This window comes from Pseudomonas sp. 43(2021), assembly GCF_017490805.1.
Lineage (GTDB): Bacteria > Pseudomonadota > Gammaproteobacteria > Pseudomonadales > Pseudomonadaceae > Aquipseudomonas.
In genome coordinates, this window is sequence record NZ_JAFGYJ010000009.1 from 157,536 (window position 1) to 176,528 (window position 18,993).

The following is an 18,993-nucleotide window of genomic DNA, read 5'->3' on the forward strand; positions in this document are numbered from 1 at the left end:
CCCGGATGAGTGCCATCGAGTACAGCATCGCCAACAAGGACGGCAAGCCCGTGGCTTACCTGAACCAGGCGCAGACCCTGACTTTGACCCTGACCAACGCTAGCGGCGCCGACCTGGAGCTGGTCGGCAGCCCACCGGTGCTGGAGACCGAGGCTGACAGCAACACCAGCCTGCTGTACCTGTTCCTCGGCAGCCTGGTCAGCGACCCGGCCACGGTGCAGATCAGTTGCCCAGGCTGGACCCCGCAGTTCCAGAACACCCCGCAGGGGCCGGTGTGGTGCCTGGCCCAGGCAGAGAACAGTACCTTCAAGGACAAGGCGAAACTGACCGTGACCCTGGACGGGGTCAACATCAACGGCCAGCCCGGCCCGCGCCAGGTGACCGTCGATTGCTGGTTCGGCGACGGCGACTCGGTGCAATTGCCGGTGATGGCGCAGAACGATCCGGGCAAGCTGCTGCCGCTGAACCTGGTTTTCGCCCTGAATGGCGGCAACGTCATCTACATCACCGAGAAGGCCGATTCGCCAATGACCTGCTCGCTGGTGTTCCGCCTGAGCAACCCATCGCCGGACACGCCCATCGTGCCGGAGGACGTGCCCTGGGGCCCCCAGGCGCCGAGCTTCACCCTGTCCTTCGTCTATGCCGACAAAGGCGACGGTTTCGGCGCCCTCACCTCGGCGGAGCGGGCCGCCAGCTTCACCCGCCAGACCGTGCAGGACTACGGCAACCGCTGGTCCATCGCGCCCAGTACCCAGGGCTCACCGAGCTGGACCCTGACCCCGGACCAGCTGACCAACAAGCAGATCCTCGGCACCGGCGAGCAGGCCAGCTTCGAATTCATGCTGGGCAACATCGTCACCCAGCTCAAGGCCGGCACCACCCTGGCCTACCTGCAATGGAGCAACATTCCCGGCTACCAGGACGGCTACCAGACCGTGGCGCTGGTCAAGCAGGCGCCGACCCCGGGCATCCTGCGCTTCATGACCCTCAACGCCAGCGTGATCAGGCAGGGCACGCCGGTGCAGCTGAACTGGCAAACCTTCGCCCTGTCCAAGCGCACCATCAGCTGGAGCCAGGACAACACGCCCTACCAGGTCGTGGTGCCGGCCAACGCCAACGCCTGGGAGCCGGACCCGCAGCCGGACGACACCGTGACTTACACCCTCGACGGCTACGACTTCAACGGCAACAAGGTGCCCAATGCCCAGCAGACTGTCAGCGTCATCGCCAATGCACCGGTGATCAATAGCTTCTCGGTGAGCCCGCGGGTTGCTGCATTCGAAGGCGCCAACCCCAACGTACAGGTCACCGGCAAATGGCAGGCGAGCAATGTCAAGACCCAGCAGCTCAATGGCACGCCGGGCCAGTCGCCACAGACCATCGGTTTGAACAGTGCGGGCGACGTGATATTGCTGATCACCGGGTTCCAGGACCAGATGACCTCGCAGTCACAGACCGTGTACAGCACTCCCGGGTACATACAGACCTTCGTCTCCACCAGCCAGGTCAGTGGCGGCACGAACGGGCCGCTGATCAGGAACGTGCTCGCGTTCGACCGTGGAGCCTCCACCGGCACCTGGACCCTGATCCGCAGCGACGACCTGGCGACCCTGACCCTGGCCAGGCAGGGTTTCACCTGGAGCACCAGCGAGCTGAACATCAAACTGGTCTTCAACGACGGTAGCAGCACCGCTACCCTCAGCTGTGCCTTCGGCAACCTGACCCTGACCGCGCGCAGTGGCAGCGCTGACGCCAATGGCCTGCAGCCACTGGCGATGCTGGTGCAGAACGCCGCAGGGCAGAATGTACCGGTGTTCAGTGCGGTGACGACGAAGTGATCTGCCACCATGGTCGACCAACTCGGTCAATACGCTAGTGGGCATCCAACAAGTAGATACCCCACCAAGGCAAAGGGCATCATCGATGCGGCCGAGCTGGAACCTGCAATGCAGCCGCACCATGATAGGGTACGGCGGCACCTCAGGGCTCTGGGTGCGGCGTCCAGCACCATTGGGCAAGCTGGTTCCGGCCTGCGCGGGTGCTTGGGGTACCATGCACCGCACTGGCTTCCTTGGTCAGGCATCGACAGCCCGGTGCAGCCCCCCTTCCAGCGGTCAGGCATCGACAGCCCGGTGCAGCCCCCCTTCCAGCGGCAACTCATAGGACTTCTTAACCGTACGCACCACCAGTGTGGAAGAGTACGTGCGAATCGGAATATCCCGGTAGGTGTCGAGAAACCGGTAGATATAGTCGGTGTACTCGGTGGCATCGCGAAACTTGGCAACCATCACGAAATCGAACTCGCCCGTCATCAGGTAGCAGTCCTGAATCTCCGGGTGGCTGGCCAGGATGTGCTGCATCTTGCGGTCGATGTCGTTGCTGTCGCGGTCCAGCTTGACCAGGAAGAAGGCGGTCACCTGAATGCCCAGCTTGCGCTCGTCCAGTATCGCGACCTTGGCCTTGATGATACCTGCGCTCTCCAGGCGCCTGATGCGCCGGTAGCAACTGGTGGAAGACAGCCCGACGCTGTCGCTCAGCAACTCCAGATTCTGGCTGCAATCCTTTTGCAGCTTTCCCAGAATTTTCAGATCCATGGCGTCTGTCATTTTTCACGTGTCTTCCTTGAAAAACTGCAATGAATCCGCCGCAAGGACGGGCCAATTTGCACGATTCCCTGCGTGCCATCCCTTTACCATCAACTGAGCTTAGCAGCCCGGCCAGATATGGCCTGCGGGGCGCATGAGAGGGACCTTATGATCATCGCGAAACCGACATGGGCCGCGGACATCCACGGCCTTTTTACCGCGCCTTACTGGATTCCCGCCGCGCAGCGTGCGGCCGTGGCGGCCTCCTGGACCGGGTGCATGAACGCCTATTTCGTCTACCTGGACGACCCCGACTCGGTCAAAGCCTGGTCAGAAACCATCTACCAGCACCTGGCCTCGCGCAACATGCCGCTGACCCTCGACCAGCAGCAGTTCTGGCCGATCGACGCGCTGGAAACATTCAGGTTGTGGGTCAACCAGGGCTGGCGCCTGGACGCCAGCTCTCCCTTCGATCTGGCCGAACGCATTCCGCCACCGGACCTGCCACAACCGGTCAAGCGGGTGAGAAAGGACATCCGTGCCCTCAGCCTTGAGGAGCTGAACCTGTACCGCGCCCGCCTGGACGACGTGATGCAGGTGGGCGACCCCGACAGCGGTTCACCCTGGCAACGTTACGCCTATATCCACACCAACTGGTGCCTGCATTATCAGGAGGCGTTTGCCCTGTGGCACCGGGCATACCTGTTGTACCTGGAACAACTGATCGACTGCGCCATCCCCTACTGGGACTGGATGGCCGAAGATGCCAGTGTCGACGGCAGCCCGCAGGCCGGCCTGCCCCAGGCGTTCCTCGATGAAACCTATGTGCACCCGCACACTGGCGAAACCCGGCCCAATCCCCTGCGCTACGCGGCCGCCAAGGATGGTTGTTCCAAAGTGTGCGCCGGCGGCGCGGTCAACGGGGTGGACTGCCGCTATGTACAGCGCGACCGGTTGTTCTACACCCATGGTGACGACTCGCGCCCGGAGCGCACCCGCTTGTACGGTATGAGCCGGATTTTCCAGCAACAGGTGGTGGATGCCCTGAAGTTCACCACCTTCAGCCAACCACAGGGTGTGCCCGGTTACCCGTGGGCCAACATTCCGGTGTTCGACCCACCTCAGCAAGACAGCCTGTACCCCAATCGTGCGCTTAACTTCGACGGACTGTACGAGCAACCCCACGACAACTATCACGGCTGGATCGGTGGCGACATGGCCGACAACGCCTACACCGCCTTCGACCCGGTCTTCTGCTCCTATCACGCCAACATCGACCGCATGCTCGAGGTCTGGATCAGGGCCAACCCCGGGGCGCAATTCACCACACAGTGCTTGCTCCAGCCCTTCTCCGGCCGCGACGCCGCGCAGGTCACCTTCACCAGCGCCGACGCCTGGCGCTACACCACCCTCGGCGACATGGCCCAGGACAGCCGGCACATCGGCTACGACTATGGTGCGCCGGTGGCCCCACAATTTGGCGCGCCCAAGGCGGCTACCAACCGTTGCTGCAAGCACAGCGCAATGGCCGCCAGCGCCGCGGAAAATGCCGCAGGGCCCGGGCCGTGGGTGGTGTTCGATCACGTACGTTGCACCCACGACACCTATCTGATCGACGTCTTTCTCGACCAGCCCGACGCCACCGCACAGCACGTCAGCGCCGACAACCCGCATTACGTGGGGCGCTTCAGCCGTATCGGCATGGGGCTGGTGGACGACAAGGGCCGATGCATCACCCATGGCGTGTCGCGCGCACTGAATGCAGCCCGCAACGCTGCTGCGTTGGGCCTTGGCCGCGGCGATGCGGTGCAGTTGTCGCTGGTGGTGACCCACCTCGACAGTGGCCGCGTGCTGACGCCTGACGAATACACGACCCTGCCCGGTTTCATCGCCCAACTGGTGTGGGACGACCCGCGCCAGACCCTCGCCGGCCCGCCCCCGGTCGCCGGCTGCTGCTCTGCTTCCACCTCACGCACACCAGGAGAACCGACATGAGCACGCCCTTCAAGCAGTTCACCTCTCCCGCCGGACAAGCCCCCAAGGACTACAACAAGCTGGGCCTGGAAGACCAGTTGCCGCAGTTTGAAACCGACTGGAACAACAACCTCACCGGCTGGACCCAATCGTCCATCATCGGCAACCCTTGGTCGGGCCTGAACGACGCTCCCCGCTCGGGCTACTACAACCCGCTCGTAGAGGGCTTCGGCGACGTGACCCCACCCGCGATCACCTGGGCGCCCTTCCCCAACCGCCTGTGGACGTTCTTCTACAACAACGGCGCGGCGGTCATTCCCCAGTTGGGCGGCAAGGCCATGACCCTGGACCAGGTGATGGAATTGGCCGACCACGGCCAGATCACCCTCGACAACACCCTCTACACGCTTTACGACCCGAACAAAAAGGGCACTGTGCTGCAACTGCCGGTCAAGCGCTGCCCCAGCATCGCCTGGAATGGCACGTACAAGGATTTCACACCTTCCGGCCCACGGGGCTGGCTCGACGAGTACTGCGAGTGGTCGATCGTGCGCGATGCCAACGGCAACATGCGCAAGATCACCTTCACCTGTGAAAACCCCGCGTACTTCCTGGCCATGTGGCGCATCGACCCGAACGCGGTCCTGGGCCTGTACCGCGAATACATCGACCCGAGCGTGCAGCTCGAAGACCTGTACCTGCGCTATGCCGAAGACTGCCCGACCGGCAAGGCCGGCGATCCGGTCATGGACCCCACCACCGGCAAGCCGGCCTATGACACCGTCAACAAATGGAACGCCGGAACCGCCTGTGTGCCCGGCCAGTACGGCGGAGCGATGCACCTGACATCCGGCCCCAATACCCTCAGTGCCGAGGTGTACCTGGCCGCCGCCGCCACCATCTTGCGCCCGGTGAGCAGCAGCCAGAATGCCCAGTCGCTGATCTGCTGCGCGCAGTACGGGCAGAACTATCGCAACTCCGACCCGCACATCGGCTTCATGGCCAATACCACGGCGGTCAACAACCGACTGTCGCTGACCAACCCCATTGGCCTGTACTTGCAACAACCCACCGACTTCAGCGCCTGGAAGGGCCCGCAAGGCCAGGACGTGAGCCAGTACTGGCGCATCACCCGCGGTACGGCCAAGTCGGCCGCCAACGGCTCCGACCAGATCCTGCAGGCGGTGTTCGAGGTGCCGGAAAGCGCCGGCTTCTCGATCAATGACATCACCATCAACAACCAGAAGGTCAACTATGTGTGGGTCATCGCCCAACAACTGTTGGTGGGCCTGAGCGTCACCGTCAAACCGCTCAGCGTCACACCTCAATCCTTCCCATGCGTGCAGGACCGGGTGGCCGGCCTGCAACCCTGGCCGGTGCAACTGCTGCCGCTGGACCTGTTCTACGGAAACTCCCCCACCGACCTGCCCGCCTGGCTTGCACCGGGCAGCAGCAATCAGTTCGTGCTGGTGGTGCAAGGCGCCGACAAGACCACCACGGCGCAGAATGCCAGGGTGCAATTCTCCAACCCCGGGGTTACCGCGCAGGTCACCCAGTACCTGCCCGACGCGTCGGCCATTCCCGGCCAGACCAACGCCGGCGGCACACAGGCCTACATCCTGACCATCACGGTCAGCCCCACCGCAGCCCCCGGCCTGGTGACGGTGCGTGCGCTCAATCCGGATGAAGACGTGAACGTGAGCGCGGCAGACCACCCTTGGGAATCCGGCCTGGCGCTGGTGCCTGGCGCCTGAACCACGCCAGTCTCGCCTCTCTACCGCCGCACCTTCGGGTGCGGCTTCACAGCTTGCAAGGAGCGCAATGATGTCCAGGTCACGCTTGAGTCTTCTGTCGCTGCTGTGCGGCATTTTACTGTGCCTGTCGACCCCGCAACCCGCCACGGCAGCCACGCTGTCGGATGCCGACGCCTGTGTGCAGCAGCAGTTGGTGTTCAACCCGGCCAGCGGGGGATTCCTGCCGGTCAACAACTTCAATGCCACCAGCCAGGCGTTCATGAACTGCTTTGGCTGGCAGCTGTTCATTGCCTTGAACTGGCCGGTGAACCCCGGCTGGCCGGCCACCGCCAGCCTGGCGGGCGAACCCGACATGAACAGCACGCTGGCGCAGTTCGGTGTCCCCTCCGCACCGGGCCAACCCATGAGCGTGGCCCCGGTATGGGCCAGCTACAAGGACGCCAATGACATCTTCCTGCCCGGCGCGCCCACGCCCACTGGCTGGGGCGTACAAACCCTGGTGCCGTCCGGTTGCAGCACTCAGGGTAGCCTCAAGTCACTCAAGGTAGGCGCACGCAAGTTCATGAACGCCACCTCCGAAGGCGCGATCAATGCCTTGCACCGATTCCACCTGTCTACCGGAACACTCGCGTCCATTCCCGACCCGGTCATGGAAGCGTCCGGCGGCTGGTTGACGGACCAGTCTGGCAACCTGGTGTTTTTTGAGCGCAAGGTAGGCAAGGCCGAGTTCGACTACATCGTCGACAAGGGGCTCTACGACGCCGCCAACCAGTTGAAGGTGGCGCAAAACCAGGACGGCAAGACACCGGAGGGGCTGTCGCTGCCAATCGGCGAACCGATGCGCTCGCTGCCTCCGTCCCCTGTCCCGCAGGAGCAGCTGGGCGCGATCGAGCTCAAGGCCGCCTGGCGGGTGCTGACCGGCAAACCCGAACTGTTCGGGCGCTACCTGACCACCGTCGCCTGGCTCAAACGCCCCGATACCCTGAACTGCACCCAGGAAGTGGTGGGGCTGGTGGGCCTGCATATCATCAACAAGACCCAGGCTTCGCCCAACTTCATCTGGACCACTTTCGAGCAGGTCGACAACGTGCCTGAACCGGCCCAGGCCCCGCCGCAACAAACCCCACCGAACGGTTTTGCCTTCAACAACCCTGACTGTGGCAGTGGCCCCGAGTGCACACCGAACCAAGCCCGTATCCAGTGCAAGCAACACCATCCCGATAAGCAATGCACCGATCTCTTCCCACGCGACCAGCCGGTACAGACCACCCGCGAACACCCCGTACCCAGCGACCTGCAGGCCCTCAACAGCGCGGTGCAAGCCAACTTCGCGCAGCACAGCCAAGGCCAGTCGGTGTTCCAGTACTACAAGCTGATCAACGTACTCTGGACCCTCGCCCCCAATCCGCCCAGCCCGGAACCGGGCGCCAACGCGCAAGTGCCGCTGTCGTACGGGCCATTCATCAGCCAGGGCAACGTGCCGGTGGCCAACACCACCATGGAGACTTACGTACAGGGTGATGACTGCAACCAGTGCCATCAGTACGCGACGATTGCCGGCAGCCCTTCGTTGGCCTCGGACTTCTCTTTCCTGTTCAACAGTGCCGGTTCCGCCAGCACCAAAAGCCTGATCAAAAGCGTCAAAGCCTTCGAAACCCTCAAGGACCGCCCCTGAACCGCAAAAGGGGCGATCACCGATCGCCCCGAACAGGGCCTTGTCAGCCCTATCCGGCCGATACCACCCGCCGGGCATCTCTTCGTACGGCTTGAGGCGGGACACCGAAGCCACGAATGAACACCTCACGCATATGCCGGCGGTCCCTGAAGCCGGTTTCCTTCGCTACCACATCCAGGCTGTGACGGCTCTGCTCGATCATCAAACGGGCAGCCTCAAGACGCAGGCTCTCCACAGCCTTGGCGGGCGACTGACCTGTTTCGGCAGTGAATACACGGGTAAATTGCCGGGGGCTCAGATGCACGGACTCTGCGAGCTCCTCGACACTCAACGGGCGATTCAAATGCTTGCGGGCGTAATCCAAGGCGTTCTGAATCCGATCAGACTTCGGCGCAAGCGTCAGCAGCTCGGAATGCTGCGATTGCCCACCGGAGCGGCGCTGATGCATCACCAGCTTTCGTGCCACTGACCTGGCCAACTCGGTTCCCAGATCTTTCTCCACCATACCCAGCGCCATGTCCAGGGCGGCGGTCATTCCGGCGGACGTCCAGATCTGGCCATCCACAATGAAGATTCGGTCTTCTTCCACCTCAATCTTCGGGTGCAGTTCACGCAGCTTTTTCGCATAAGCCCAGTGTGTCGTGGCCCGCCGGTTATCCAGCACGCCGGCCTGGGCCAGCACGAAACAGCCGGTACACAGGCCTGCGATGCGGCGGGCGCCGTCGACAAAGCCTCGAACGCTGGCCAGCACTTCATCGCCTGGCGGAGTCAGCGGGGTCAGAGTACCCGTGATCATCCAGGTATCCGCCAAACCAGGAGCCCCCAACGGCAGCGTGTCCATGTACATGCCCAGGGAAGAACGCACCGTGCCGCCCCCGACGGAAAAATTCTGGATCTTGTAAACCGTTTCGCCCGCGGCAATGTTCGCGAACTCGAACACGGCCTGCGTTGCCAGCGACATGATCTGGAAACCTTCGGTTATGAGATAGCCGACCCGGTGCATGGTTGCAGCTCCATGATTCGATGTCCTGAAAACGTAACATATGTGTCGTTTAAGACAAGTACGAACCTCTGCATCATGGGCTCCACATCCACACAACGGAGCATGATCATGAAGCAGCAATTCAAAGGCACTGCACTCATTACTGGCGCCTCCACCGGCATCGGTTCGATCTACGCAGAACGGTTGGCACGTCGGGGTTACGACCTGGTGCTGGTCGCCCGCAACCGGGAGCGCCTCAACACCCTGGCCAGCCGGCTGACTACCGAAACCCGGCAGAACGTAGAGGTATTTCCGGCAGACCTGGCAAACACGGATGATCTGGCCAAGGTAGAGCGCAAATTGCGCGAGGACGCCAGCATCAGCCTGCTGGTGAACAACGCGGGCATCGGCACTCACACCAGCCTGCTGGAAAGTGATGTCGAGCGCATGGCTGAAATGATCACCCTCAACGTCACCGCCCTCACCCGCCTTACCTACGCGGCCATCCCAGGATTTGTCGCGCGCAAGCAAGGTGCCCTGATCAACATCTCGTCCGTTGTCAGCCTGGCGCCGGAGTTGCTCAACGGTGTGTACGGTGGCAGCAAGGCCTACGTCACTGCCTTTACCCAGTCACTGCACAAGGAACTTGCGGAAAAAGGCATCAGGATCCAGGCGGTACTGCCAGGGGCCACCGCCACCGACTTCTGGCAGATCGGCGGCTTGCCGGTCGAAAACCTGGATCCAGGCATCGTGATGTCGGCCCAGGATCTGGTGGACGGTGCCCTGCAGGACTTTGACGACGAGGTACTGATCTCCATCCCTTCGATGCATGACCTGCAGTCATTCGAGCGCTACGAGGCAAGCCGGCAAGCCCTGTTCGGCCAACTGTCCAGCAATCGGCTTGCCCCACGTTACAACGCCGATTGATCAGGATTGCTGACACCAGCACGGGTGAAGCTGTCGGCCGTTCAACCAGGGCGACAGCTACCCGATTATCAGCAACGGTGCCAGCAGCCTCAAACGCGTCCCCATACGCCCGCCCCGATTCGCGGCACGCGCTGTCTCCTGAAAGCGAGGATGATCGTGTCTCGAAACCTGAGAAGCGAACCCATGAACGAAAGCCTGCTCGAAACTGCAGACAGGCCTACTGCGCAACCGGCTTCAGGTATTGCCCGTACCGCTATTCGAGAATTTCTTTACATCAATGGGGGGAGCGACGAACTCGGGCCCTTCTCCTGACGCCCGCCAACGCACATTGTTGATACCATAGCGCTCAGCCATCGGCCGGCTCACCTTCTTTATCTGGTGCTGGCCGAACCGCGGAATGATGCCGACCCCCGCATCGCAACTTGCCCAGTGCCATGCCTCAGCGTTGTCCATACGCTCCAGCCGGATGATGAAGGTGCGAAATTCCCCATGAAGCTCATACTCGATCACATACAACTGCTGTCCTGCCATTGGACTCTCCTTGGTCGATTCAGACTAATGGAGCGAGCCGTGCGTAAAAAGATTCATTAATTTTGACCGACTGGTCATCGTGCTTATTCATCGCCTTGTTTCCACGACCTTTCAATGCACACGCTGCTCCGGAGCCAACGCATTTACCGTCGCGGCGCCGGAGGCGGTGTTGACCAATGAACAACTGGGTCGCACCGGTGCGTGACAAGCGCCCACCGCGATCTTTACGACGCCGTCGTGCTGCCTGGTGGCGTACGCCTGATACCCGGCGCGCAAAAACTGGTGAAAAGCCACAACGATGAAGAAGTGGTGATCAGTTCCAGAGCCACCCGGCCAACTATGCTCAGTCGACAGCAGAGGCCTGCTCAAGCGTCGCCGCGATAAAGCTGTCTTTCAGCACCTCCAGCAGGAAGTCCGCATTGGCCCGGCTGAAGATCATTGACGGCCGCATTTTCAACACGTTGTCATGCGGGCCTTCGGTGCCGATCAACACGCCACGCGCCCTGGCACCGTCTGCCACCCTCCTGGCCAGCGCCGTAGCCGGCGCCTTAGACTGCCGGTCAGTGACCAGCACGATGCCAAGGAACAGGCCCAGCCCGCGCACATCACCAATCACATCGAACTGCTGCTGAAGCTTGCGAAAACCGTCGAGCAGGTAGTTGCCAACGTTCAGGGCATTCTCTTTCAACTGGTCACGTTCGATTGCGTCGAGCACAGCCAGCCCCACCGCGCACGACACCGGGTTGCCGCCGAAGGTATTGAAATATTCCATGCCGTTGTTGAAGGCATCGGCAACCTCGCGCGTGGTCACTACCGCCGACATCGGGTGGCCATTGCCAATCGGCTTGCCCATGGACACGGCATCCGGCACCACGCCCTGGGTCTCGAACGCCCACCAATGGCTACCCACGCGGCCAAACCCGACCTGAACCTCATCGGCCAGGCACAACCCACCTTCGGCGCGCACCATGGCGTATACCTGCTTGAGGTAGTGCTCGGGAAGGAACACCTGCCCCGCCACGCTCGGGATGGACTCCGCCAGGAAGAACCCAGGCGCCTTGCCGGCTTTGCGCATGGCCTGCAGTTGCTCGGCCACGGACTCGGCAAAGCGCTTGCCATGCTCTGCCGCTGGCCAGTCTTCAGGTGCGTAGTAGCTGTCCGGGACCATTGCCTCATAAACATGCGCCGCCCTGCCCTTGCCTGCCTTGCGCTTGTACTTGTACGGGCTCAGGTCGATCAGCTCCTGGGTGGTGCCGTGGTAAGCCCAGTCCAGTACGATCGCCTCGTCACGGCCTGTGTAGTTACGTGCCATGCGCAGCATCAGGCTGTTGGCTTCACTGCCCGAACAGGCAAAGGACGCAACGCACAGGCCCTCAGGGAGGGTCCCCGTCAGGCGCTCGGCGTACTCGACGATGTTGTCGTGCAGGTAACGGGTGTTGGTGTTGAGCCGCGCAGCCTGGCGCGCCAGGGCTTCTACCACGTCGGGATGGCTATGGCCCAGGTGGCAGACGTTGTTGAAGCAGTCCAGGTAGGCCCGGCCGAAGTTGTCGATCAGCCACACGCCATCGCCACGCACGAACTTGATCGGGTCGGTGTACGAAATCGACAGGTTAGGCAGCAGCAGCTCTTTACGCCTGGAGATGAGCTGTGCCTTCGTCATTCCTTCCTGGTGGTAGGTTTCGGGCGGGATACCGGCCAGCATCGATGCGTCAGGGAACAAATCGGCCCAGACTTCGCGGTATTCTGGCTCACCCACCCCGATGACTTCGCCCGCCGTCAGCTGGGTGTCGGTCACTATTTGCAGATGCAGGTGCGGAATCCATCCGCCGTTTTCATGATCCGTGCCCATGTAGCCAACCAGCTCGCCGGCTTCGATCCTGTCGCCGACGCTCAAGCGCTTGAGCACCTCATGGGCCATGTGCCCCCATAGGGTCACGAATGCCGGGCAACCGGGTGGCGCGTGCTCGATCATCACCAACCCGCCATAGCCCAGCGGGTCGCGCTCGACTTCAACGCTTTTGACGGTGCCGGCGACGGGGGCGTACAACGGCGTACCTGCGGCCATCACCAGGTCGACACCGACATGCAGTGTACGGCGCTGGCCCTTGATGAAGCGTGACTCGAAGGCGCTACCGGTATAAATGCTACGCAGCTCGCCCCACGGCCCGATCGCCAGCGGCACCTGGTGCGCGGCGGAGAACTCATCCCACCAGCAGGCCGCATCTGCAGGGCGTTGTTCGGCCGAAGCAAGGGTCATTTCATGGTTAGCGTCGCCAAATGGGGCAATCACCTTGCCAAGGATTGCAGCTGACGGTCGCACCAGGTCGGCAAAGGACTTGTGGTTATCCGCAAGCCAGCGGCGAACAGCGCCCGCGCCCTCGACGGCATCGAAACCACAGGCCTTGCGCAGAATGCCGGTGGCCAGCCTTGGATTGATCGAATCCAGCTGTTCGAGCAGGCGCCAGGCGGGTGCCTCACTGATCGCCAGGTAGGGGTTGTCTGCTGTCTGATCATGCCGGGAAGCAGAGAACGTGACGCTGATGACCAGGCGCATGGCGATCAGGTTGAACAGCACATCGATTTCTTCTGGCTGCAGGGGGTACGTCTCATGGAAGCCGGCCACCAACGCAGCCGCAGCACCGACAGGATCGTCCATGTCCAGAATGGCGTAGGCGCTGGCAATCGCCACTTCGGCAATCAGCACGGTATGCACTGCATCGCCGAAGTCGATGAAGCCGGTCACCTGACGGTTGGTTTCGGCGTCGACCAGTATGTTCCAGTCGTTGGCGTCGTTGTGGATCACCTGGGCGCGCAGCGATGCCAGCCTGGGTTGTACGCTTTGTTCGAACCGGGTGATGAACCGTTCGACAATCGCCCGACGCTCCGCACCGGGGATGAAATGCAGGCGTGAACGGGCTCCTGCGGCATGGCGCAAATCCCAGTCCAGCTGCCGAACTGCACCCGGATGCATGAAGCCCTGCAGGGCGCGGTCGAGTTCACCCAGTGCCCGGCCAAAGTTCCTCATCAGCTCGAAGGACCGCTTGGCCTCTGCCAGTGGCGTCCCGGGTAACCAGCTGACCAGGCGCACAGCGTGCGTTTCACCAGTGGCACTGGCCACGGTTGGCAGAAAGTCGCCGGCAACACTTGCCTTCAGGTGAGGCACCCCCAGGTGAGCGCCCTGAACCGCCAGGTGGTCGAGCAGCGCGGTTTGAAACTCGCTTTCAACCCTGGGCTCGCTGGCATTGACGATCTTGAGAATCCAGCCTGCATCAACGCCGGTGCGCAGGCGGTAGTTGCAATCACGCTCCCCGTCCAGAGGTGTTGCGATGCCGGTGACGTTGAAGAGTTCCTGGGCAAGGCCCTCTGCATCGCCTGCCGAAAACCGAGGTGCCGGGTGGGATAGGTCTGTCATGTCATCACGTTCCGTGCGAGCAAATAGTTTTTTCAATAGCTTGTCACGCACGGCCGAAACGGACACCCTGCATACCGTCGTGATCGACAAGCATAATGCCGGTTCTCGCCGGCATAAAAACGGTGTGCTGATTAGGTGTTGCAATGCGCGACCTGGACGCAAAAGATCGTGAGATTCTGGAAATACTTTCAAAGGACGCTCGCATTGCCATGAAGGCCTTGGCTGGCCGGATCGGCCTTTCCAGAAGTGCCACTACCGAGCGGGTATCCAACCTGGAGCGCAATGGGATCATTCGTGGTTATCGCGCGGACATCGGCGAAATCGATGCGAACGTGATCCGCGCGATCCTGCTGGTAACGCTGCATCGCACCCCGGCCATGGGGCTGCTCGACCAGTTGGCAACCGACGCACGTGTGCGCCGCGTGTCCTCGGTGAGCGGCCAGCTCGACCTGGTGGTCGAAGTCGAGACCCGAACCATCGATGACCTCAACCAGGTACGGGACAATGTGGCACGCCACGAATCAGTGGATGACATTACCACTTCGGTCGTACTGCGCCGCGATATCGACCGCCAAGGTGCATGACGGCCTGTCGCACGCCCGGGCGACCAGCCAGACGTCCGGCTAGTGCTGCTCCCGTACGAACTCGATAAAGGCCTTCAACGCCGCGGGCACCTGGCGGCGGCTCGGGTAGTACAGATACAGCCCCGGGTAGTAGTGACACCAGTCCCCCAGCACCTGCTGCAAATGGCCACGCTCCAGGTGTTCCTTGACCATGTCTTCGAACACATAAGCCAGGCCGACCCCTTGCAAGGCAGGCGTCAGCATCAGGCTGACATCACTCAATACCAAGGGCCCCTGGACATCGACCTCCAGCTGCACGCCCCCGCGCTCGAACTCCCATCGATAAAGTGCGCCACCAGGAAAGCGGTGCCCGATACAAGGCAGTTGCTTCAAGTCTTGCGGGTGCTGTGGAACAGGATGCCGATCGAAGAACGCAGGCGCCGCTACCACGACCGAACGAAGGTTAGGGCCGATGGGTAGCGAAACCATATCCGCCTGGAGCCGCTCCCCCAGGCGCACGCCGGCATCAAAGCCGGTGCCCACCATGTCCACCAACGCATCGTCACTGACGATTTCCAGGCGTATATCCGGATACGCCGCCAGAAAACGATTGGCCAGGGGCAGCAGCGCGAGTTCCACTGCGGCGCGCCCGGCGGTAATGCGCAGGTTGCCCGACGGTTTGTCGCGGAAGTTGTTGAGGTCCTCCAGCGCGTCGGCGATGTCACGAAAGGCCGGTTGCAGCCTCTGATAAAGACGCTCCCCTGCCTCGGTAAGCGCCACACTACGCGTGGTGCGGTTGAACAGGCGAACATCCAGGCGGGTTTCCAGGGCCCGCAGCGCATGGCTCAAGGCCGAAGGCGTAAGGCCCAGCTCGACCGCCGCGCGGCTGAAATTCAGGTGGCGGGCAATGCACAGGAACAGAGACAGGTCTGCGGTGCTGGTTGGTTTCATTGCTGAAATTCACTCAAAGGACCATGTGATATTCATGGGATTATCACAGCAATCCACAGATTTTAAAGTTCGTTCAACTCATCAAGAAGGCCCGCATGGTGCAGGGTCGGATACAGGAGGAGTTGACATGCGTACCTGGCTCATTACTGGCGCTTCCCGCGGTTTCGGCACCCTGATCACCCAACAGGCCCTGGCAGCGGGTGACGCCGTCATTGCAACGGCGCGTAACCCGGAGGACATCCAGGCTCGTCTTGGCCAGCACCCGAACCTGCTGGCCGTGCGCCTGGATGTGACCCGCGAAGAGGACGCCCATGCAGCGGTCGCAGCTGGCATCAGGCATTTCGGGCAAATCGACGTGCTGGTCAACAATGCCGGGTATGGCGTGCTCGGTGCGGTAGAAGAAACCAGCGCCAGCGAAACCGAACGGTTGTTCGCCACCAACGTTTTCGGGCTGCTCAATGTAACCCGTGCGGTATTGCCTCACATGCGTCGCCAACGCAGTGGCCACGTGATCAACATCTCGTCGCTCGGCGGCTACCAGGCCTACATGGGCTGGGGCGTGTATGGTTCGACCAAGTTCGCTGTCGAAGGCATCAGCGAAGCGCTGCACCAGGAACTGGCTCCCTTGGGGATCAAGGTGACCGTGGTCGAGCCGGGCTTCTTCCGTACCGACTTCCTGGATGACCAGTCGTTGGTGAAGACGGCCCTTGAGCTGCCTGACTACGCGGCCACCGTCGGTGTCATGCGCCACTACGCCGAGGCGGCCAACCATGCCCAGCCGGGCAACCCTGCAAAGCTGGCTGAAGCCCTGCTGGCCGTGGCCAATGCAGCGAACCCGCCACTGCGCCTGGCGCTGGGCAGCGATGCCGTCGCGCGCATCGAGGCCAAGAACAGCGCAGTGGAGCAAGAGCTGGCCCAGTGGCGGGACCTGTCCCTCTCTACCGACTTTGCTGCGTAGCCGTTACCCCGCGCGTTCCTTGTGGGAGTGGGCGTGCCCGCGAACACCGGCGCAGCCGGTGCCATGCACCGCGTTGGAGTCTTCGCGGCTAAAGCCGCTCCCACAGGGTACGAGGATCGCTTGCGCAATCTCCCACCGGAACCGCGCATGCCTTCAGGGCTCAGGAACTAACGCAGCAATGCCAACATGCTTGCGGCATCGCTGCACTCGAACTTGCCGGGTGCTTCGACCGCAATGTGCTTGACCACCAGATCGTCGACCAACATGGCATAGCGTTGCGAACGTCGGCCCATGCCGCGCGCAGAGAGGTCCTGCAACAGACCCAGCGCCTCGCTGAATTCACCGTTGCCATCGGCAATCATCCTGACCTCCTCGCCCACCTGCAGGCTCACGCCCCAGGCATTCATGACGAATGCATCATTGACTGAAACACAGAGAATTTCGGCAACCCCGGCAGCGAACAGGTCCTGTGCCGCAGCCACGTAACCTGGTACATGCCGCTCCGAACAGGTAGGCGTGAAGGCACCTGGCAAGCCGAAAATCACTACCTTTTTCTGTTTGCAGCGTTCGTGCAGGGAAAACGCGTTCGGGCCGATCGCGCAGGCGCCCTCTCCGTTGCTGTACTCGTAAAGCGTTACGTCGGGCAGTGTATCGCCGGGCTTGATCATCGCTGTTTCCTTGAGCGGTAAATGGCCAGGCATGATGCAGCAACCCACCAGGGTACGTACATACAGCGGTTTATTCAGACAATCCCGGAGTCAGGTGTCACGGCGTGTCTGAATCCACTGGAACAATGTCATGCCTACCAGCATCGCAGCGACGAACAGCCAGGCCTGCCAGTAACCGGCAGGCAGCAGAACCAGTGCCGGCCCCGGGCAGATACCCGCAAGCCCCCAGCCAACGCCGAATACCAGGCTGCCACCAATAAGACGGCGATCCACATCGCGTCGCTCGGGCAACTGCATCACCCCACCCAGCAATGCCGTTGAATGTCGGCGCGCCCAGCGCATCGGCAACCAAACCGTAGCAATGGCCCCGATCATCACCAGCCCCAGCGAAGGGTCCCACTCTCCGGCAATGTCGAGGAAACCGAGCACCTTGGAAGGGTCGGCCATCCCCGCCAGCAATAACCCAACGCCGAACAGCACCCCGGCGATAAACCCACTGATGACAGGCATGTCAGCCCCCTTGTACAAGGTGTCGGACGACATACACCGTGGCAAAACCGGTTGCCATGAAGCACAGCGTTGCCACGGCCGAACGTGGTGACAGGCGAGAAAGGCCGCAAACGCCGTGGCCGCTGGTGCAACCGCTGCCGTAGCGCGTGCCGAGGCCTACCAACAGCCCTGCCATGATGAGGGTCCCAGATGCCGTGGTGAAGCGGGGGGACGGCAGCGTGGCAAATATCCCCCACAACAGCGGTGCTGCCAGCAATCCCAAGAGAAAGGCCAGCTTTTCTCTGCGCCCTTCCCCGCCTCGCTGCAACATCGAACCAAGCAATCCACTGATTCCCGCAATACGGCCGTTCATCACCGCGAACAAACCAGCCCCCAGCCCGATCAACGCACCACCGGCCAGAGCGGACCATGGCGTGAAGGCCAGCAAATCAATTGCCATCGTGTTTCTCCCTGCAACAGGAATAGAGAACGATGAAGTTTCAACACAAACAGAATAAATTCAAGATTATCCCGGGGGATGCCGTGGGCATCGGCCAGCTCATCGAACGGCAACTGCAGCGAATCGCGCACTTCGTCGGCCCAGGGCCCTACACGGCCAGAATATTGCAGGATAGCTGGTACAAAACGTGCTCGGTGGTGCTGCCAAACAGCCGGTCCAGCCCCTTTGCAAAAGGCCTGCCCATGACAATGACGTCCACAGGGTGAGTCTCCACGTACTCGCTGAGCACGGTGACCGGGCGGCCCAGGACGAAGTGGCGGCGTTCGGCCGGGGCACCATAACGGTCGGCCAGCGCCGTGAAGTCAGCCTCGAGGGTCTGCCGCAACTGTTCGCCAACATCGCCGACTGCCCACATGGAGTAGCCCATATCGCCCATGTAGGCCATCGTCAGGTCACAGGCATGCAGCAGATCCAGTTGCGCTCCAGTCTGCACGGCCAAGGCGTTGGCCTGCTGGACAATGCTGTCATTGCGCGCCTCGCCCTCAGGTGACGAATCCGCTACGTCCACTGCCGCCACTATCTGCCGTGGCATAGCGGGCCTGGCAGCCCCCAATAGATAGACCGGGATCGGGCAATGGCGCAGCAGCTTCCAGTCCAATGGGGTAAAGAAAGCTCGCTTGAGTACCGGCTCGTGATCGACCTGCTTGAGTAACAGATCCGGTTGCATTTCCAGCGCATGCTCCAGAATATCTGCCTGCAGATCGCTACTCCAGGCAACTTCGCTCGTTACTTGCATGCCCGAAGCGCGTAGCGCTTGCGCCTGGCTTTCAAGCTGTTGCTGCTGGGATTGCAGGTAGGCCTGCCGCTCCGCTAGACGATCACCTGTCTCCAGGAACCTGAGTTTATCCAGCGACTCCAGCAGGCCGACGATATGCAGGCTGGCCGAACTTGACCTGGCCAGGGCGGCAGCTTGCTCCAAAGCACTGGACTGACGCAATGCCGGATGCAGGATCAGCAGCAGGCGTTGATAGTGGCTCATGGTTGCCTCCAACGGTCGGTTCGCC

At 61.9% G+C, this 18,993-nt stretch carries 16 protein-coding genes and 1 pseudogene; 8 read left to right on the forward strand and 9 right to left on the reverse strand.

Translation table 11 applies throughout. The features are described 5' to 3' along the window. Window positions 1-5: 5 nt before the first annotated feature. Entirely contained in the window at window positions 6-1,838 is a 1,833-nt protein-coding gene (locus J5M71_RS10575; RefSeq protein ID WP_207832065.1) for a hypothetical protein, read from the forward strand. Window positions 1,839-2,114: 276 nt separating this feature from the next. Here J5M71_RS10575 and J5M71_RS10580 read toward each other — a convergent pair whose 3' ends face one another. After that, entirely contained in the window at window positions 2,115-2,594 is a 480-nt protein-coding gene (locus tag J5M71_RS10580) for an Lrp/AsnC family transcriptional regulator (RefSeq protein WP_207832066.1), read from the reverse strand. Window positions 2,595-2,753: 159 nt separating this feature from the next. On the opposite strand from J5M71_RS10580, the gene J5M71_RS10585 reads away from it, so the two are divergent. From J5M71_RS10585 to J5M71_RS10595, 3 genes are all read left to right on the forward strand, one after another. Beyond that, on the forward strand, window positions 2,754-4,580 hold the full coding sequence (locus tag J5M71_RS10585) for a tyrosinase family protein (RefSeq protein ID WP_207832068.1): 1,827 nt from the start codon (window positions 2,754-2,756) through the stop codon (window positions 4,578-4,580). Continuing rightward, complete coding sequence (locus tag J5M71_RS10590; protein WP_207832073.1) at window positions 4,577-6,313, forward strand: hypothetical protein; 1,737 nt, start codon at window positions 4,577-4,579, stop codon at window positions 6,311-6,313. The genes J5M71_RS10585 and J5M71_RS10590 overlap by 4 nt, the downstream gene beginning before the upstream one ends. Window positions 6,314-6,383: 70 nt before the next feature. Further along, window positions 6,384-7,988: a hypothetical protein gene (locus J5M71_RS10595; RefSeq protein ID WP_207832075.1), complete on the forward strand. Its 1,605-nt coding sequence runs from the start codon at window positions 6,384-6,386 to the stop codon at window positions 7,986-7,988. Window positions 7,989-8,037: 49 nt separating this feature from the next. Here J5M71_RS10595 and J5M71_RS10600 read toward each other — a convergent pair whose 3' ends face one another. Beyond that, the gene (locus tag J5M71_RS10600; RefSeq protein WP_207832077.1) at window positions 8,038-8,991 is read right to left on the reverse strand and encodes a GlxA family transcriptional regulator; all 954 of its coding nucleotides are present in this window, start codon (window positions 8,989-8,991) and stop codon (window positions 8,038-8,040) included. 108 nt (window positions 8,992-9,099) lie between these two features. On the opposite strand from J5M71_RS10600, the gene J5M71_RS10605 reads away from it, so the two are divergent. Further along, window positions 9,100-9,897 carry an SDR family oxidoreductase gene (locus J5M71_RS10605; protein ID WP_207832079.1) on the forward strand — a complete coding sequence of 266 codons (798 nt, stop codon included), beginning with the start codon at window positions 9,100-9,102 and terminating at the stop codon, window positions 9,895-9,897. A gap of 234 nt (window positions 9,898-10,131) precedes the next feature. Here the strand turns inward: J5M71_RS10605 and J5M71_RS10610 are convergent, their stop codons facing one another. After that, complete coding sequence (locus J5M71_RS10610) at window positions 10,132-10,428, reverse strand: DUF6555 family protein (protein WP_207832081.1); 297 nt, start codon at window positions 10,426-10,428, stop codon at window positions 10,132-10,134. A gap of 207 nt (window positions 10,429-10,635) precedes the next feature. Here J5M71_RS10610 and J5M71_RS10615 point away from each other — a divergent pair. Beyond that, window positions 10,636-10,725, forward strand: a pseudogene (locus J5M71_RS10615) (protease); the annotation flags it as partial. 46 nt (window positions 10,726-10,771) lie between these two features. Here the strand turns inward: J5M71_RS10615 and J5M71_RS10620 are convergent. Next, a complete protein-coding gene (locus J5M71_RS10620) occupies window positions 10,772-13,840 on the reverse strand; it encodes an aminotransferase class III-fold pyridoxal phosphate-dependent enzyme (protein ID WP_207832083.1) in 3,069 nt (1,022 codons plus the stop codon). 143 nt (window positions 13,841-13,983) lie between these two features. Between J5M71_RS10620 and J5M71_RS10625 the strand changes: the two genes are divergently transcribed. Beyond that, window positions 13,984-14,424 carry an Lrp/AsnC family transcriptional regulator gene (locus J5M71_RS10625; protein ID WP_207832085.1) on the forward strand — a complete coding sequence of 147 codons (441 nt, stop codon included), beginning with the start codon at window positions 13,984-13,986 and terminating at the stop codon, window positions 14,422-14,424. 39 nt (window positions 14,425-14,463) lie between these two features. Here J5M71_RS10625 and J5M71_RS10630 read toward each other — a convergent pair whose 3' ends face one another. Further along, a complete protein-coding gene (locus J5M71_RS10630) occupies window positions 14,464-15,354 on the reverse strand; it encodes a LysR family transcriptional regulator (protein ID WP_207832087.1) in 891 nt (296 codons plus the stop codon). A gap of 127 nt (window positions 15,355-15,481) precedes the next feature. On the opposite strand from J5M71_RS10630, the gene J5M71_RS10635 reads away from it, so the two are divergent. Continuing rightward, the gene (locus J5M71_RS10635; RefSeq protein ID WP_207832090.1) at window positions 15,482-16,312 is read left to right on the forward strand and encodes an oxidoreductase; all 831 of its coding nucleotides are present in this window, start codon (window positions 15,482-15,484) and stop codon (window positions 16,310-16,312) included. A gap of 167 nt (window positions 16,313-16,479) precedes the next feature. On the opposite strand, the gene J5M71_RS10640 is transcribed toward J5M71_RS10635, so the two are convergent. The 4 genes from J5M71_RS10640 to J5M71_RS10655 all read right to left on the reverse strand — a co-directional run bounded on the left by J5M71_RS10640 (window position 16,480) and on the right by J5M71_RS10655 (window position 18,968). Further along, a complete protein-coding gene (locus tag J5M71_RS10640) occupies window positions 16,480-16,980 on the reverse strand; it encodes a peroxiredoxin (RefSeq protein ID WP_207832092.1) in 501 nt (166 codons plus the stop codon). 90 nt (window positions 16,981-17,070) lie between these two features. Next, window positions 17,071-17,490, reverse strand: a complete 420-nt coding sequence (locus tag J5M71_RS10645) for a DUF6691 family protein (protein ID WP_207832094.1) — start codon at window positions 17,488-17,490, stop codon at window positions 17,071-17,073. Window position 17,491: 1 nt separating this feature from the next. After that, window positions 17,492-17,929 (reverse strand): YeeE/YedE family protein, encoded by a 438-nt coding sequence (locus tag J5M71_RS10650; RefSeq protein WP_207832096.1) that lies wholly within the window; start codon window positions 17,927-17,929, stop codon window positions 17,492-17,494. Window positions 17,930-18,077: 148 nt separating this feature from the next. Beyond that, the gene (locus tag J5M71_RS10655) at window positions 18,078-18,968 is read right to left on the reverse strand and encodes a universal stress protein (protein ID WP_207832098.1); all 891 of its coding nucleotides are present in this window, start codon (window positions 18,966-18,968) and stop codon (window positions 18,078-18,080) included. Between the last annotated feature and the right edge of the window lie 25 nt (window positions 18,969-18,993).